We start from the raw sequence: 15,206 nt of genomic DNA, 5'->3' as shown, positions 1-15,206 counted from the left end.
ATGTGTGAGACCTGTAGGGAATGCGTTGGAGATCAAACTCTGTAAAATCCCTATGATTAGGGACACAGAGTGAGGACCAAACTTTCCCCCAACATCAACCGAGGAAGCCCAATCGCTTTAGCGTTTGGGTGCTTCACTTATCCCTATTTAATAAAACAAAAATATATTTTTTAAATCATTTCTTTTAAGGGATAAAAACCATTTTATAGGGGTTGTTTTTTTCAATAAGAATCGTTAAAAAACAATCAGCGAGCGGATTTTAGCGTTTTTTAAAATAACCCATAAGACAACCCAAACGCTTAAACCCCCTATTTTAACCCCCATTAGGGGGCTTAGTCATTACCCCTTAATGCGACTTTTTATCTTGGATGTATTTTTTCAATTCACCCTTTTTGATATAAGGGATAAACTCGCCATAGCCCTCTTTTTCCATATCTTTTAAGGGGATAAACCTTAAAGCCGCGCTATTAATACAATACCTTAAGCCTCCTAATTCTTTAGGCCCATCATTAAACACATGCCCTAAATGCGCCTTACCAATACGGCTTAATACTTCAATGCGTTTCCTGTTAAGGCTCTCATCGTCTTCGTATTTCACCACATCTTTATTGATGGGCTTAGAAAAGCTTGGCCACCCGCAACCAGAGTCGTATTTATCCGCTGAAGAAAATAACGGCTCGCCGGTGGTAATATCCACATAAATACCCTCTTCTTCTTTGTTGTAATACTCATTTTCAAAAGGTTTCTCAGTGTGTTTGTTTTGAGTCACCTCATACTGGAGTTTGGTGAGTTTTTTCTTTAAAACTTCATCGCTTGGTTTGGTGTATTTATCGTCATCCACAATCACTTCATCCGCCTTTTTCAAATCAATATGGCAATAACCACCGGGGTGTTTTTTCAAATAATCCTGGTGATACTCTTCAGCCCTCACATAATTTTTTAACGGCTCCACTTCAATAGCGATCTTGCCTTTCACTTCTTTTTGCAATTCTTTTAGGGCGTTGTCTATCACTTCTTTGTCCGCGCTATTGACATAGTAAATCCCTGTGCGATACTGCCTGCCCACATCATTCCCCTGCTTGTTCACGCTCACCGGATCAACCACCTTAAAATAGTAACGCAACAACTTGTCCAAACTGATTTTTTTAGGATCATAGATCACTTTCACGCTTTCAGCATGATCGCTTTCATGCAATTTTTCATAATTCGTGCTTGAAGTCTTGCCGTTAGCGTAGCCAGAGCTTGCGTCTATGACGCCATAAATCCTCTCCATATACGCCTCTAACCCCCAAAAGCACCCCCCAGCCAAGTAAATCACTCTTTCATCGGTTTTGGGAAGTTTAGATCCCATGCTTTCATTCGCTTGCATAATTGCTCCTATCGCTAAAAAAAGATAAAAATTTTTCAAATAAGATAATACCTTCATTGAATAACCTTTGTTTTAATTTTAATGGTGTTTGCCATTATAACTAAAAAAAATGGTAGTTGTTCTTTAAATTGAGTTTAAATTTTAATAAGGCTTTGTTCTATTAGGTAACAAAAGTTCCAATCACATCCATTCAACAATCTTACCCACCACATTGGCTTCATAGCATTTGATAGAGGTTTTTTGATTGGGTTTTTTAGGCAAAATGGCTTTTAAAAAGCCGTAATTTTCCATTTCTTTCAATCTAGCGTTCAAATTAGGGGCTTCTAAAATCCTGCCATTCAAACTCACTTCGCCCAAAAACGCCGTTTTATTGTCAATTTTTCTGTTTTTAAAGCTTGAAAGGATACTGGCAATCACCGCTAAATCGCAAGCCGGCTCGCTAATCTTAATACCCCCGCTCACATTAATAAACACATCATGGCGGTTTAAAGGGATTTCTAGCTTTTTTTCTAATAAAGCGATGAGCATGTTAAGGCGGTTAGTGTCAAACCCGTTCGCTAATCGTTTGGGTGCTCCAAAACTGCACTCGCTCACCAACGCCTGAATCTCTAAAATCAACGCCCTTGAGCCTTCTAAAGTGATGGTAATGGCACTCCCCTCCATAGGCTCTTCTTTAGAAAAAAACAAGCTTGAAGCTTCTTTAGCGCTCACCAAACCCTGCTCTTTCATTTCAAACAAGCCGATTTCACTCGTAGGGCCAAAGCGGTTTTTAAAACTCCTTAAAATCCTTAATTCCCTACTGGGATCGCCCTCAAAATACAGCACGCTATCCACCATATGCTCTAGCACTCTAGGCCCTGCGATGCTCCCTTCTTTAGTGATATGACCGATGATAAAAATAGCAATATCTCTTGTTTTGGCCAAACGCATGAGCTCAAAAGTGATCTCTCGCACTTGCGAAATAGAGCCGGGGGCTGAAGAAATCTCTGGCGAATAAAGCGTTTGAATGGAATCAATCACGCAAGCAAAATAATTTTCGCTTTCTATGTTAGCCTTAATCACAGGCCAATTGATTTCATTGAGCAGATACAATTCTTTTTCTATGCAATCCAATCTAGTGGCGCGCATTTTAATCTGGCTCAAGCTCTCTTCCCCGCTCACATACAAAACCTTTTGCTGGTTTTTGGCTAAGCCAGAAGCCACTTTTAAAAGCAAAGTGGATTTCCCCACCCCAGGACTCCCCCCCACTAAATACAGCCCCCCTTTAGCGATCCCCCCACCTAAAACAATATCCAATTCGCTTTGAGTGGAAGAAAACTTCACCACTTCTTCATGCTCAATTGCAGCGATAGAAACGCTTTTTTGCGCTTGTGGGAGCGGTTTTTTAAGCGCGTTTAAAACTTCCTTTTGGGTTTGGTTCAATTCTATAAAACTCTCCCATGCGTTGCATTGAACGCACTTACCCAACCACTTAGGGCTTGTAAAACCACAATGCTGACACTCAAATAAAGAAGTTTTTTTAGCCAAAATACCACCCTTTTTTAAAATCACACAGCTAAAGACCAGATAAAAACGGAGTTTTGGTTTTGTTCTATAGCAAAACTCATAAGGCTAAACTAAAAACAAGTTAAAAAGTTATCAAGGGCCATTTTGCTCTATTTTTCTTAAAGCCTTCAAAATATAGCGTTTGATATAAGATCCCACGCTTTCTTCTTCTTCGTTAGCCATTTTCTCTAGTTTTTGGTATTGCTCATCAGAAAAATACAAGCTTACAGCACGAGTTTTTTTATTAGCGTCTGCTTTTGGTTTGCGTCCTAGTTTATTTTTAGTTCCCCTTAAGCGAGTTTCATCTGTGTTTTCTGTCTTTTCCATCAAGTTCCTTCAATCATCATCGCAAATCGCTTCAAAATAGCATGTTAGCATAAAAGTAGCGCGTAACGAACAATGTCGCAAGTGCTAATCATTCCTCATTTTAAGTTTATTAGTGCTTCGCTCAAAAAAGGCTTTCACCCCCTAAAAAGAACAAATCAAATCGGTAACACCCTGATACTGCGATCCAATAATTCCTGTAAGGCGTTTTCAATGGCAAATAAAGTCCCAGTAGTCGCGCTCATGCACCCATCGCATGCCCCCATGTAGCGGATATACACATCAATGTAATCATCGCTTTCTTTAATGTCTAAAATCTCTAAATCCCCCCCATCCATCATAAGCATAGCGCGGATATTTTCATCAATGACTTTATCCACGGCTTTAATCTTTTGAACCATAGTCATTTCCCTAAAAGCCAATTCCCCACTTTGGGATTTATTCGCAACGGCTTTAAGTTTTTCAGCTTCCATTTCTTCGCGCACTTCTTTAAGAATATCCACCAGGTAATAATCCCTTTTTTCATGCCCTCCCGGTCTCACACAGCTTTTACAAAAAGCACCGGCTTTGGTGTAGTTAGTGATTTCTTCAACGCTTTTTAAATCATTGAGCTTAATCACTTCTTTAATCGTGCCTAAACTCACCCTAGCGCACTCGCACACGATGATTTCTTCTTCAAAATCTTCGGCGTTTTTCCCTAAATACATGCCGGCAGCTTTTTTGATCACATCATACGCCATCACCGAGCAGTGCATTTTTTGCCCAGGCACCGCCGGCGTGTCCGGATCGTCTCTCAAGCCTCTTTCCACGTCTAAATTCGTGATTTTTACCGCATCTTGGACTCTTTTATTCAAACACAACTCTACCATCATGTCTGAGCTTGCGATCGCTGTCCCGCAACCAAAGCTTTTAAATTTCGCATCAACAATTCTATCCGTGCTTTCATCTACAAGCCAATACAACCTCACCGCATCACCGCATGCCTCTGCACCATAATCCGCCACAATGAGCTTAGCGTTTTTGGCTTTAGCCTGCTCTTCGGTGATGACCCCTAAATGCGTGGGGTTATCCATGCGCCTTTGAACTTCTTTAGAATACGCATCCCAAAGAACCGAACCCACTAAATCATGTTTTGCCATTTTGATTCCTTTATATTCTTTTTAATAAGAGCTTGAAATATTTCTCAATCTTACAGCCGCTTGAGAGAAAACTTCAATCGTTTTATCAATTTCAGCTTCCGTGTTAAAACGGCTCAATGAAAGCCTGATAGCGGTATGAGCCAATTCCTTACTCGCTCCAATCGCTACCATGACAGGATTAGCCTCTAAATCCTCACTCGCGCATGCGCTCCCTGTGGAAGCGGCGATATTGGAGCGATTCAAATCCCACAGCATGGCCTCTCCTTCAATCCCTCTCACGCTGACTAAAGTCGTGTTAGGCACACGATGGATTCGATCCCCCACCACCATCACATCAGGGATTTTCAAAAGCGCTTCTTCTAATTTGTCGCGCAATTTCCCTACCACTTCTTTTTCATAGTCTAAATGCTCTACGGCTAATTTCATCGCTTCGCCCATGCCCACGATATAAGGCACGTTCAAAGTCCCGCTGCGCCTGCCATTCATATGCTCCCCGCCATGAAAAAGAGGGGTCAATCCCACCCCACTTCTAATATACAACCCCCCAATGCCTTTAGGCCCATGAAACTTGTGCGCGCTAAAAGAAAGGAAATCCGCATTCGCTTTTAACACATCTACAGGGATTTTACCAATCGCTTGCACCGCATCGGTATGGAACAACACGCCCTTTTCTTTACAAATAGCCCCAATTTCTTCAATAGGGAAAATGAGACCGGTTTCATTATTCGCCCACATCACGCTCACTAAAGCGGTTTTTTCTGTGATCGCTTCTTTGACTTGATCGGCGGTGATACTCCCATGCTCATTAATAGGCAAGTAAGTAACCTCCACCCCCAAGCTTTCTAAAAAATTACAAGTGGATCGCACCGCCGGGTGCTCTGCAACCGTGGTTATAATATGGTTTTTGCCCTTTTTCAAGCATTCATCAAAATATACGCCCTTTAACACCCAGTTATTGCTCTCTGTCGCGCAAGAAGTGATGATCACATCATCTATATCCCTAGCGTTAATGCCTTTATAAAGCTTATCCAATGCTTCTGCAATGGCTGGGTGGGTTTCTGTGCCAAATTGGTGTAACGAGCTAGGGTTCCCGTAATGATCCCTTAAAAAAGGATCCATGATTTCTTTGACTTTAGGGTCAATCCTAGTCGTAGCGTTATTGTCTAAATAAATTCGTTGTAACAAGGTTAATATTCTCCTTAAAAATTTTACATAGATTTTCTTATCTAAGTCTAAATTATGATTAAATACAAGATATTTTCTTAATTTTAACTTAAAATAAGATGAATTTTTGAAAACATTTTGAGAAATGCAAACATTCTCCTATCAAAAACCAACAACAGCCGCTACCAAGTCGCTTAAGGTTTTTTAAGGGGTCTCCCACGCCTATCTTTTAAAGCTTCTATCCCCCCTTGTTGGTAACGCTTCTCCCACACATAGAGTTTTTGCAATTGTTTCGCGACTTCTTTTTTAGTGGGTTTAATGCCTTTAAGGTTATAAAGAGCGGTAACGATAATGGGCTTTGGGACATTAAACCTTTGGATAAATTCCAAACAATCTTTTTTGAGCTGGGAGTCTTGCTTGTTTTTGGTAATATCCACATGGCTTAAATATTGCAACACATAAAGGCGTTTTTCTTCATCTTCTTGCGCGATTTCTGGGGCTAACTCCATCCCTTGACTAACGCTTTTAAAAAACTTATTTGAAGCCTCTTGGGCGGGATAAACGCTCAAATAAGTTTCTAGTAAAGAAATCACTCTTTTTTGCTGTTCCAATAGTGCGTCTATCTTGGCGCTCAAACGATTTATTTTACTTTCCATGCGTTCAATGGTAACTAGTAAAAATAAATAGCTATTTAATCATTAAAAATGATTATTCTAATACCATGCTCCAAATTAAGATGTATTTTTATGATCATGCTACAATAAGAAAACACAAAACGATTTCAAAGAAAAAGGGCTTAAAATGAAAACTTTTGAAGTGATGATTCAAACCGATTCGCAAGGGTATTTGGACGCTAAATTTGGCGGTAACGCCCCTAGAGGGTTTCTCAACCCAAACGGCTTACCCACTTATTCGCCTAAAATCTCATGGCAAAAAGTGGAAGGCGCTCAAAGCTATGCGTTAGAACTTATTGATCATGACGCGCAAAAAGTGTGCGGCATGTCGTTTGTCCATTGGGTCGTGGGCAATATTTCTTACAATGTTTTAGAAGAAAACGCTTCCATGATGGATAAAAGGATTACTCAAGGGGTCAATTCGCTCACTCAAGGCTTTATCCGTTCTCCTCTTAATGAAAGCGAAAAACAACGCTCCAATCTCAATAACAGCGTCTATATCGGCCCCATGCCCCCTAATGGCGATCACCATTACTTGATTCAAGTGTATGCCCTAGACATTCCTAAACTCGCCTTAAAAGCCCCTTTTTTCTTAGGAGATTTGCATGATAAAATGCGCAACCATATCATCGCCATAGGGAGAAAGGAATTTTTATACAAGCAGTTTGTAAGGAAATAAACTGCGTGTTACTAGGTTTAATTAAACCTAGTAAAAATTGGTTATTGAGCGTCAAAACAAAATTAAGGCAAGCGGAATTTTTGATATACCTCTAAAATCCTCTTTTCATCTAGCATGCTTTCTTCAATCTTTGTGCCTATCAAATCGGCATGGTGTTTTTTAAATTCTTTTAAAGGGATCAAATCATCATAAACGATAGCGTTTCGTCTCTTTTTAGCCAAAGGGAAGTGCCATTGCACCATTTCCTTATCTTTAATGTGGTGTTTGTCTTTAAGTTTTAGGACTTCATAACTTTCATCATTGTAGTGCCAAATTTCAAAAGGCTCGCAATCGTTATACAATAACCAATGATCCCCCCATGCGTCTAAAAAACCAAAATCCCCATCATTACGAACAAACACTTCAAAATCTTGCACCACAAAATTAATGCGCGAATACATCACAACCTCTTTAATGCTCTTAGGGATATAAAAACTTTCATAAAGCTTTTTAGCGTCATAGATATGATCGCAATCAATTTTTACTACCCACTCATTTTTAGGGATAAAAGAAAGCGTATAATTAGAGTAATGATAAAATTGGTGCCACAAACTCGGGCAATCCTTTAGCATGACTTCATAAGGATAGCTGATAGGGATAAACGAGGGGAACTTTTTGCAAAACTCTAAAACCACTTCTTTAGAGCCATCATCGCAATCATTAAAACCAATGACCCCCCTTTGAATGGCAGGAAGCATAGAAAACAAACTCTCTTCTAAAGTAACGATTTCATTTTTAACTCTAATAAAAGCCCATGGGTTTAGAGGGCTTTTAGGGTTTTGACTTTTTTTATCGTAGTCAAAATAACCCGAATGCGTGGGATTGGGTAAAGTTAAAGTGGGATGGATGACCCTATCTTCTAAATGCCCCCCCCCATGATTATAATTAAGAGAACTATTTTTATAAATACTCCTATTGCATTCAATGAAACTTTCATTATTTAAAGAAGCGATAGCTAAAAACACGCTTTCTTGATGGTCATGGTTGAATAAAGCTTTTTCTTGAAGAGAATGAAGTTTTTTAGTCTCTAACATTTCCTTAATTTCATGATTGATTCCACAATAAGCGTTTTTGGCTCCCTTAAAACTACGAATACATCTCACCACAAAAGGCATCCTCTCTTTAACAAAACCCTTGATTTTATTTTTTAACCCCATAAAAACTCCTAATTGAAATAAAAACGCTATTAAAAACGAAATCTTATTATACTACACTCCCGCTACATTTTTAAAACGCTCCCTAACTTCTTTGTCTAATTCTAGCACTTCATCTAAAGTAGAGAGCTTGAAAGATTTTTTAGCATACAATTCTAAGGCTTGAGAAATGATTTGGATAAAGCCACCAAAGGCGATTTCTTGATTCAAAAACTTCTTCATCGCCACTTCATTGCTCGCGTTCAGCACCACGCCAAGCTTTGGGTTTTCTAACAACAAATCTTTATAACGCCACAAAGTGTAGCGCTCCATGCTAATGGGTTCAAATTTAATCGCGCTTAAAGCGTATAGATCTAAGGGCTTGATAGACGCGCTCAAAGAGGCCAACTTCGGATCGATCGCATAGCTTATGGGTAATTGCATGTCTGCGCTCGCTAAATGCGCGATGACAGAGTTGTCTTCAAACTCCACCAAAGCATGCACGATAGAGCTTCTTTCAATCAGCGCATCAATCTTTAAAGATGCGCCAAAAAGCCAATAAGTTTCTAGGATTTCAAAAAGCTTATTGACCATGCTCGCTGAATCAATGGTGATTTTAGATCCCATGCTCCAGTTAGGGTGCTTGAGCGCATTTTGCGCGTTTTGAATAGCGATAAGTTCTAAAGGCGTGTCCCTAAAAGCCCCCCCACTCGCGCTAATGATTAAAGATTTAGGCTTTAAAGCCTTGTTTTGCAACAACGCCCACAAACCAAAATGCTCGCTATCAATAGGCGTGATTTGTGAAATGTCTAACAAATGCCCCGCGCTCACTAAACTCTCTTTATTCGCTAGGGCTAGTTTTTTGTTCCTTTGTAAGCTTTTAAAGCTCGCCTTTAATCCCGCCACGCCCACAATGGCGTTAAGGACTAAATTGGAAACGCACTCTTCTATCATCGCATCAATGCCGTCTAACCCTACAAACACTTTCGCGCCCAAAGGCTCTAAATTATTCAAATCGTTAGGATCTAAGATCGCCACTTTCTTGGGTTTGAAAATTTTGATTTGCTCATTGATTAAAGCGATATTTTTCCCACAGCTTAAGGCTTCTATTTCTACGCCAAATTTTTTTGCGATTTTAAGGGCGTTTTTCCCGATAGAGCCGGTGCTTCCTAAAACAACCATTCAATCCCCTAAAAACACCGCCGTTTCTTTCCAAACTTCCAAAAAATACAACAACGCATGCAAGCTTAAAGCCCCAAAAAGCATGGAATCCAATCGGTCCAAAACGCCCCCATGCCCGGGTAAAATCTTACCGCTATCTTTGATCCCAGCCTTTCTTTTCAAATAGCTTTCATACAAATCCCCAAACACCGCCATAAGAGCGATTAAAAAACTAAATAGAAGCGCCATAAGAAAGCCCCCGCTCAATTTCCCCATGCCCACAAACGATCCCAAAACGCTCGCCAAAACAACGCCAATCAACGCGCCCTCTAAGGTTTTATTCGGCGAAGTGGGCGTGAAAGGGGTTTTGCCTAAAAGCTTGCCTCCAAAAAACGCCCCCACATCGCTTGCAACCACCACGACTAAAAGCCAGATGATCGCTACTGCGCCAAAATCCTTATAAATCCCAAAAAGCGCAAAAAACCCAACGCCCGGATACAAAAAGGGTAAAATGGCTTCGCTGTGGTGCGCTTTTTGATAAGCGATGACGCTAGCCATGACCATGGCACTGATAAGAGCACATTCTACAGGATGCCCGTTAAAATACGCCGCCACCCATGACAACACTAAAATGAGATACAAGCTAAAGCTCGCTTTGACCTGGAACAACCTTAACGCTTCAAAAAACCCTACCGCATAAATCCCCCCTAAAACAGCCCAAAACAACAACAAATTGTCCGCATACAAAATCAAGCCCGCCACAACGATTAAAACAACCCCTGTAATGTAACGAGACTTTTCTTTAAATAACTCTTCTTTCACTTTTTTCCTTAATCAATTAAATATCAGCGAAACTAAACAATAGCTAAACGCGCTAATCAAAACAACGCCCACCAAATTAAGCCACAAACCGGCTTTAATCATGTCCGTTATTTTAACATACCCAGAGCCATAAGCTATCGCATTCGGTGGGGTAGCCACAGGGAGCATGAACGCGCAAGTCGCGCTCAAAGCTACAGGAATGGTCAATAACAAGCTTTGGTGGTTTTCATAACCCATGCCCATCGCAACCCCTCCAATCACCGGCAAAAATGCGGCAGCGGTGGCGGTGTTAGAAGTGATTTCGGTTAAGAAAATGACCATTAAAGTTACCATGACAATAATGAATAAAATCGGTAAATGCGAAAAGCCAGAAACCAAATGCCCGATCCACAAACTCAACCCGGTTTTAGAAAATTGCGCGCTCAAAGCTAACCCGCCGCCAAATAAAAGCAGCACATCCCAAGGGAGTTTTTTAGCAATATCCCAATCAATGAGCCTATCGCCCTGATTGTTAGCGGGCAAAATGAATAAAAGCACAGAAACCCCCATAGCGATCACGGAATCAATCTTATCTATCTTAATGCCCCAAGATTTTAAAATCGTATCTAAAAAAATCCACCCTAAAGACGCTAGGATAAAAATAACACCCACCGAGATTTCCGCCTGACTCAAACGGCCTAGTTTGTTTAACTCTAATCTAACGACTTCCTTACCCCCTGGGATTTCTTTAATCTTTAAAGGGAAAATCACATAAGTGAGCAAGAGCCACGATAAAATGAGCATGATAAAGGCTAACGGCGTCCCAAACACCATCCACTGAGCGAAATCAATTTCAATATTGAAAGCGGTTTTCATATAGCCGGCTAATAAAGCGTTAGGCGGCGTGCCAATCAAAGTGCCTAAAGAGCCAATAGAAGCAGAATAAGCGATGCCAAGCATCAAGCAAATGCTAAAATTCGTGCGATAAATGGTGGTCTTTTCTTGAATCACTTGAGCGATGTCCTTACCCTTATGCACGATATTGCCCATAATACCCCCATGCGCTTTGGTGATTTCTTCTTTTTGATAGAATGCATTAGAGGCGTTTTCTTTACCCACAAGTTTAGCGACTAATTGCAAAACGCTCATGCCAACAGGAAACATCATCACCGCCGTTGCGGTATTGCTCACCCACATAGACAGAAATCCTGTGGCTATCATGAAACCTAAAATCAACCTCCTTGGGCTTGTGCCTACCAATAAAATAATGCTTAAAGCGATGCGCGTGTGCAAGTTCCATTTTTGCATGCTTAAAGCTAAAATAAACCCTCCCATAAAAAGAAAGATAATCGGCGATGCGTAAGAAGCACTAACGCTAGAGAATTGATCCACGCTAAAGACGCTAAAAAGCACCAAAGGTAAAAGCGCGGTTGCGGGCAAGTCAATGGCTTCAGTCATCCACCATATCCCCATTAAAACAGCCACCCCAGCCACAACAGGCATCGCCTTATAATTCAAAGAACTGAGCTTGGGGATTTCTTCTACAATATGAGGCATTTGAGCGTTTAAAGCGTAATAGATAATGAGCGCGATTAACGCTCCCCCTATTAACCCCAACAAGCGCACGATCTTAGTGCTTTTATCATCGGTGTGCGTATCGATATGTGTATTGGCATGCGAATGATTTTCCATTTTATTTTACCCTTTAAAATTACTAACCTACATGCTACAATAAAACTTTTTCAAAACTAAGATTTTAGAAAAATCATATCAAAATAGGAAAAAGAGTGGTAAAAGAAAGTGATATTTTAGTGGTTGGTGGGGGGCATGCAGGCATTGAAGCGAGCTTGGTTGCGGCTAAAATGGGGGCTAGAGTGCATTTAATCACCATGCTCATAGACACGATCGGTTTAGCGAGCTGTAATCCGGCGATTGGGGGCTTGGGCAAAGGGCATTTGACTAAAGAAGTGGATGTTTTAGGGGGGGCTATGGGGATTATTACGGATCATAGCGGTTTGCAATATCGTGTGTTAAACGCTTCTAAAGGGCCGGCAGTTAGGGGGACTAGAGCGCAAATTGATATGGATACTTACCGCATTTTTGCAAGAAATCTTGTTTTAAACACCCCTAATTTGAGCGTCTCTCAAGAAATGACCGAAAGTTTAATCCTTGAAAACGATGAGGTAGTGGGCGTAACCACGAACATTAATAACACTTATAGAGCTAAAAAAGTGATCATCACCACAGGCACTTTTTTAAAAGGGGTGGTGCATATTGGCGATCATCAAAACCAAAACGGGCGCTTTGGGGAAAACGCTTCCAATTCTTTAGCCTTGAATTTAAGGGAGCTTGGCTTTAAGGTGGAAAGGTTAAAAACCGGCACTTGCCCAAGAGTGGCGGGTAATAGCATTGATTTTGAAGGCTTAGAAGAGCATTTTGGGGATGCAAACCCTCCCTATTTCAGCTATAAAACCAAAGATTTTAACCCCACCCAACTCTCATGTTTTATCACTTACACTAACCCTATTACCCACCAAATCATTAGGGATAATTTCCACCGAGCCCCCCTTTTTAGCGGTCAAATTGAAGGCATAGGCCCAAGGTATTGCCCTAGCATTGAAGATAAAATCAACCGCTTCAGCGAGAAAGAACGCCACCAGCTGTTTTTAGAGCCTCAAACCATCCACAAAAGCGAATATTATATCAACGGCTTAAGCACCTCTTTACCCCTAGATGTGCAAGAAAAGGTCATTCATTCTATCAAAGGCTTAGAAAACGCCCTCATCACGCGTTATGGCTATGCGATAGAATATGATTTTATCCAGCCCACAGAATTGACCCACACTTTAGAGACCAAAAAAATCAAAGGGCTTTATTTGGCCGGGCAAATCAACGGGACTACCGGCTATGAAGAAGCGGCGGCTCAAGGGCTTATGGCTGGGATTAATGCGGCATTAGCCCTAAAGAATCAAACCCCCTTTATTTTAAAGCGCAATGAAGCTTATATCGGCGTTTTGATTGATGATTTGGTCACTAAAGGCACGAATGAGCCTTACAGGATGTTTACTAGCCGAGCCGAATACCGCTTGCTTTTAAGAGAAGACAACACGCTTTTTAGGTTAGGCGAACATGCCTATCGTTTAGGGCTTATGGAACAGGATTTTTATAAGGAATTAGAAAAAGACAAACAAGCAATACAAGAAAACTTGAAACGCCTTAAAGAATGCGTCCTTACCCCTAGTAAAGAAGTATTAAAACGCTTGAATGAATTAGATGAAAACCCTATCAATGACAAGGTTGATGGCATTGGCCTTTTAGCGCGCGATAGTTTTAATATAGAAAAAATGCGCTCCTTTTTCAGCTTTTTAACGCCCTTGAATGAGCGGGTTTTAGAGCAGATTAAAATTGAATGTAAGTATAATATTTATATTGAAAAGCAACACGAAAATATCGCTAAAATGGATAGCATGCTCAAGGTGTCTATCCCTAAACATTTTGTGTTTAAAGGCATTCCAGGCCTTAGCTTAGAAGCGGTAGAAAAATTAGAAAAATTCCGCCCCAAAAGCCTTTTTGAAGCCTCAGAAATCAGCGGGATCACCCCGGCGAATTTAGATGTTTTGCATTTATACATTCATTTGCGAAAAAACTCTTAAAGGATTTTTAATGAACGCTTTAGAAATCACCCAAAAGCTCATCAGCTACCCCACCATTACGCCTAAAGAATGCGGTATTTTTGAATACATTAAATCGCTTTTTCCCACTTTTAAAACCCTAGAGTGTGAAAAAAATGGCGTGAAAAACCTTTTTTTATACCGCATTTTTAACCCCCCCAAAGAGCATGCAGAAAAAAAGCATGCAGAAAAAGAACATGCAAAAGAAAAACATGCAAAAGAAAATGTTAAACCCTTGCATTTTTCTTTTGCAGGGCATATTGATGTCGTGCCTCCTGGAGATAATTGGCAAAGCGATCCCTTTAAACCCGTTATTAAAGAGGGGTTTTTATACGGCCGTGGGGCTCAAGACATGAAAGGGGGCGTGGGGGCGTTTTTGAGCGCGAGTTTAAATTTTAACCCTAAAAACCCTTTTTTGCTTTCTATTTTACTCACGAGCGATGAAGAAGGGCCAGGGATTTTTGGCACAAAACTCATGCTAGAAAAACTCAAAGAAAAAGATTTGCTGCCCCATATGGCGATTGTGGCTGAACCCACTTGCGAAAAAATCTTAGGCGATAGCATCAAAATTGGCCGAAGAGGCTCTATTAATGGCAAACTCATTTTAAAAGGCATTCAAGGGCATGTGGCTTACCCAAAAAAATGCCAAAACCCTATTGATGCGCTCGCTTCGGTTTTGCCTTTGATTTCAGGAGTTAATTTAGACGATGGCGATGAATATTTTGACCCTTCAAAATTAGTCATCACCAACTTGCATGCAGGGTTAGGGGCGAATAATGTTACTCCGGCAAGCGTAGAAATGATCTTTAATGCGCGCCATTCTTTAAAAACCACCAAAGAGAGCTTGAAAGAATATTTAGAAAAAGTTTTAAAAGATTTGCCTCACACTTTAGAATTAGAGTCAAGCAGTTCGCCTTTCATCACGGCGTCTCATTCAAAGCTTACCAGCGTTTTAAAAGAAAATATTTTAAAAACATGCCACACCACCCCCCTTTTAAACACCAAAGGCGGCACGAGCGATGCGCGATTTTTTAGCGCTTATGGTATAGAAGTGGTGGAATTTGGCGCCATTAATGACAGGATCCATGCCATTGATGAAAGGGTGAGCTTGAAGGAATTAGAGCTTTTAGAAAAAGTATTTTTGGAGGTTTTAGAGGATTTGAGCGAGAAATGAATGGGGAGTTTTGGCGTAAGGGTTTTATTTTTAATACCAACGCCTTTTTCGCTGGCAAAAACCACCAAACCAACTCAAGCTTTAGCATGGCTAGTATCCATTTATCATAGCCTATAAGAGTGGGGTCATGCTTGACAAAGTAACCAAAGCTTGCTACAATCTCTTCGCACCTTTATTTAATTTATTTAATTTATTTAATTTATTTAATTTATTTAATTTATTTAATTTATTTATTTATTTTGCGATTTTTAATAAAGTGCTCCTGTATTGTTTTAGTTAAAATTCTTAAGGCTCTTACCAAACCACTCTTAAAGGGGGTGGCTCAATCAAGCT

Annotated in this window: 12 protein-coding genes and 1 pseudogene; 3 read left to right on the top strand and 10 right to left on the bottom strand. The window is 40.4% G+C overall.

The features are described from left to right. Positions 1-346: 346 nt before the first annotated feature. From msrB to AYS37_RS01430, 6 genes are all read right to left on the bottom strand, one after another. On the bottom strand, positions 347-1,426 hold the full coding sequence (msrB, locus tag AYS37_RS01455) for a peptide-methionine (R)-S-oxide reductase MsrB (RefSeq protein WP_000866622.1): 1,080 nt from the start codon (positions 1,424-1,426) through the stop codon (positions 347-349). A gap of 123 nt (positions 1,427-1,549) precedes the next feature. Then, on the bottom strand, positions 1,550-2,896 hold the full coding sequence (radA, locus tag AYS37_RS01450) for a DNA repair protein RadA (protein WP_001874483.1): 1,347 nt from the start codon (positions 2,894-2,896) through the stop codon (positions 1,550-1,552). Between the two features lie 111 nt (positions 2,897-3,007). Then, on the bottom strand, positions 3,008-3,241 hold the full coding sequence (locus AYS37_RS01445; RefSeq protein WP_000415834.1) for a ribbon-helix-helix domain-containing protein: 234 nt from the start codon (positions 3,239-3,241) through the stop codon (positions 3,008-3,010). 155 nt (positions 3,242-3,396) lie between these two features. Further along, complete coding sequence (locus AYS37_RS01440) at positions 3,397-4,377, bottom strand: iron-sulfur cluster assembly scaffold protein NifU (RefSeq protein ID WP_001051996.1); 981 nt, start codon at positions 4,375-4,377, stop codon at positions 3,397-3,399. 21 nt (positions 4,378-4,398) lie between these two features. Next, positions 4,399-5,562, bottom strand: a complete 1,164-nt coding sequence (locus AYS37_RS01435; RefSeq protein WP_000941648.1) for a NifS family cysteine desulfurase — start codon at positions 5,560-5,562, stop codon at positions 4,399-4,401. A gap of 173 nt (positions 5,563-5,735) precedes the next feature. Beyond that, positions 5,736-6,197 carry a helix-turn-helix domain-containing protein gene (locus AYS37_RS01430; RefSeq protein ID WP_000444101.1) on the bottom strand — a complete coding sequence of 154 codons (462 nt, stop codon included), beginning with the start codon at positions 6,195-6,197 and terminating at the stop codon, positions 5,736-5,738. A gap of 65 nt (positions 6,198-6,262) precedes the next feature. Here AYS37_RS01430 and AYS37_RS01425 point away from each other — a divergent pair. After that, positions 6,263-6,894 (top strand): annotated as a pseudogene (locus tag AYS37_RS01425) (YbhB/YbcL family Raf kinase inhibitor-like protein). A 62-nt stretch (positions 6,895-6,956) separates the two neighbouring features. Here the strand turns inward: AYS37_RS01425 and AYS37_RS01420 are convergent. Genes AYS37_RS01420 through AYS37_RS01405 form a run of 4 tightly spaced genes read right to left on the bottom strand, consistent with a single transcriptional unit; the run spans position 6,957 to position 11,720 of the window. After that, complete coding sequence (locus AYS37_RS01420; protein WP_000523485.1) at positions 6,957-8,090, bottom strand: hypothetical protein; 1,134 nt, start codon at positions 8,088-8,090, stop codon at positions 6,957-6,959. A 51-nt stretch (positions 8,091-8,141) separates the two neighbouring features. After that, on the bottom strand, positions 8,142-9,248 hold the full coding sequence (gene dxr, locus AYS37_RS01415; RefSeq protein WP_000260727.1) for a 1-deoxy-D-xylulose-5-phosphate reductoisomerase: 1,107 nt from the start codon (positions 9,246-9,248) through the stop codon (positions 8,142-8,144). Further along, on the bottom strand, positions 9,249-10,049 hold the full coding sequence (locus AYS37_RS01410; RefSeq protein ID WP_000656953.1) for a phosphatidate cytidylyltransferase: 801 nt from the start codon (positions 10,047-10,049) through the stop codon (positions 9,249-9,251). It abuts the gene before it with no gap. A 12-nt stretch (positions 10,050-10,061) separates the two neighbouring features. Then, the gene (locus AYS37_RS01405) at positions 10,062-11,720 is read right to left on the bottom strand and encodes an SLC13 family permease (protein WP_000427511.1); all 1,659 of its coding nucleotides are present in this window, start codon (positions 11,718-11,720) and stop codon (positions 10,062-10,064) included. Between the two features lie 95 nt (positions 11,721-11,815). On the opposite strand from AYS37_RS01405, the gene mnmG reads away from it, so the two are divergent. Together mnmG and dapE are read left to right on the top strand one after the other, a co-directional pair. Next, positions 11,816-13,681 carry a tRNA uridine-5-carboxymethylaminomethyl(34) synthesis enzyme MnmG gene (gene mnmG / locus AYS37_RS01400; RefSeq protein WP_000238128.1) on the top strand — a complete coding sequence of 622 codons (1,866 nt, stop codon included), beginning with the start codon at positions 11,816-11,818 and terminating at the stop codon, positions 13,679-13,681. 10 nt (positions 13,682-13,691) lie between these two features. After that, positions 13,692-14,873, top strand: a complete 1,182-nt coding sequence (dapE, locus tag AYS37_RS01395; protein ID WP_000992415.1) for a succinyl-diaminopimelate desuccinylase — start codon at positions 13,692-13,694, stop codon at positions 14,871-14,873. The last annotated feature ends 333 nt before the right edge of the window (positions 14,874-15,206 follow it).

The organism is Helicobacter pylori NQ4053 (genome assembly GCF_000274605.1).
GTDB classification, from domain to species: Bacteria; Campylobacterota; Campylobacteria; order Campylobacterales; family Helicobacteraceae; genus Helicobacter; species Helicobacter pylori_CV.
The sequence above is the reverse complement of the archived record's forward strand: the minus strand, read 5'-3'. Positions and strand labels throughout refer to the sequence as shown.

What these genes read in the sequence shown, in the direction of transcription:
- msrB (WP_000866622.1), bottom strand. Translation starts at nt 1,426, where the DNA reads ATGAAGGTATTATCTTATTTGAAAAATTTTTATCTTTTTTTAGCGATA.
- AYS37_RS01445 (WP_000415834.1), bottom strand. Translation starts at nt 3,241, where the DNA reads ATGGAAAAGACAGAAAACACAGATGAAACTCGCTTAAGGGGAACTAAA.
- AYS37_RS01440 (WP_001051996.1), bottom strand. Translation starts at nt 4,377, where the DNA reads ATGGCAAAACATGATTTAGTGGGTTCGGTTCTTTGGGATGCGTATTCT.
- AYS37_RS01430 (WP_000444101.1), bottom strand. Translation starts at nt 6,197, where the DNA reads ATGGAAAGTAAAATAAATCGTTTGAGCGCCAAGATAGACGCACTATTG.
- AYS37_RS01420 (WP_000523485.1), bottom strand. Translation starts at nt 8,090, where the DNA reads ATGGGGTTAAAAAATAAAATCAAGGGTTTTGTTAAAGAGAGGATGCCT.
- dxr (WP_000260727.1), bottom strand. Translation starts at nt 9,248, where the DNA reads ATGGTTGTTTTAGGAAGCACCGGCTCTATCGGGAAAAACGCCCTTAAA.
- AYS37_RS01405 (WP_000427511.1), bottom strand. Translation starts at nt 11,720, where the DNA reads ATGGAAAATCATTCGCATGCCAATACACATATCGATACGCACACCGAT.
- dapE (WP_000992415.1), top strand. Translation starts at nt 13,692, where the DNA reads ATGAACGCTTTAGAAATCACCCAAAAGCTCATCAGCTACCCCACCATT.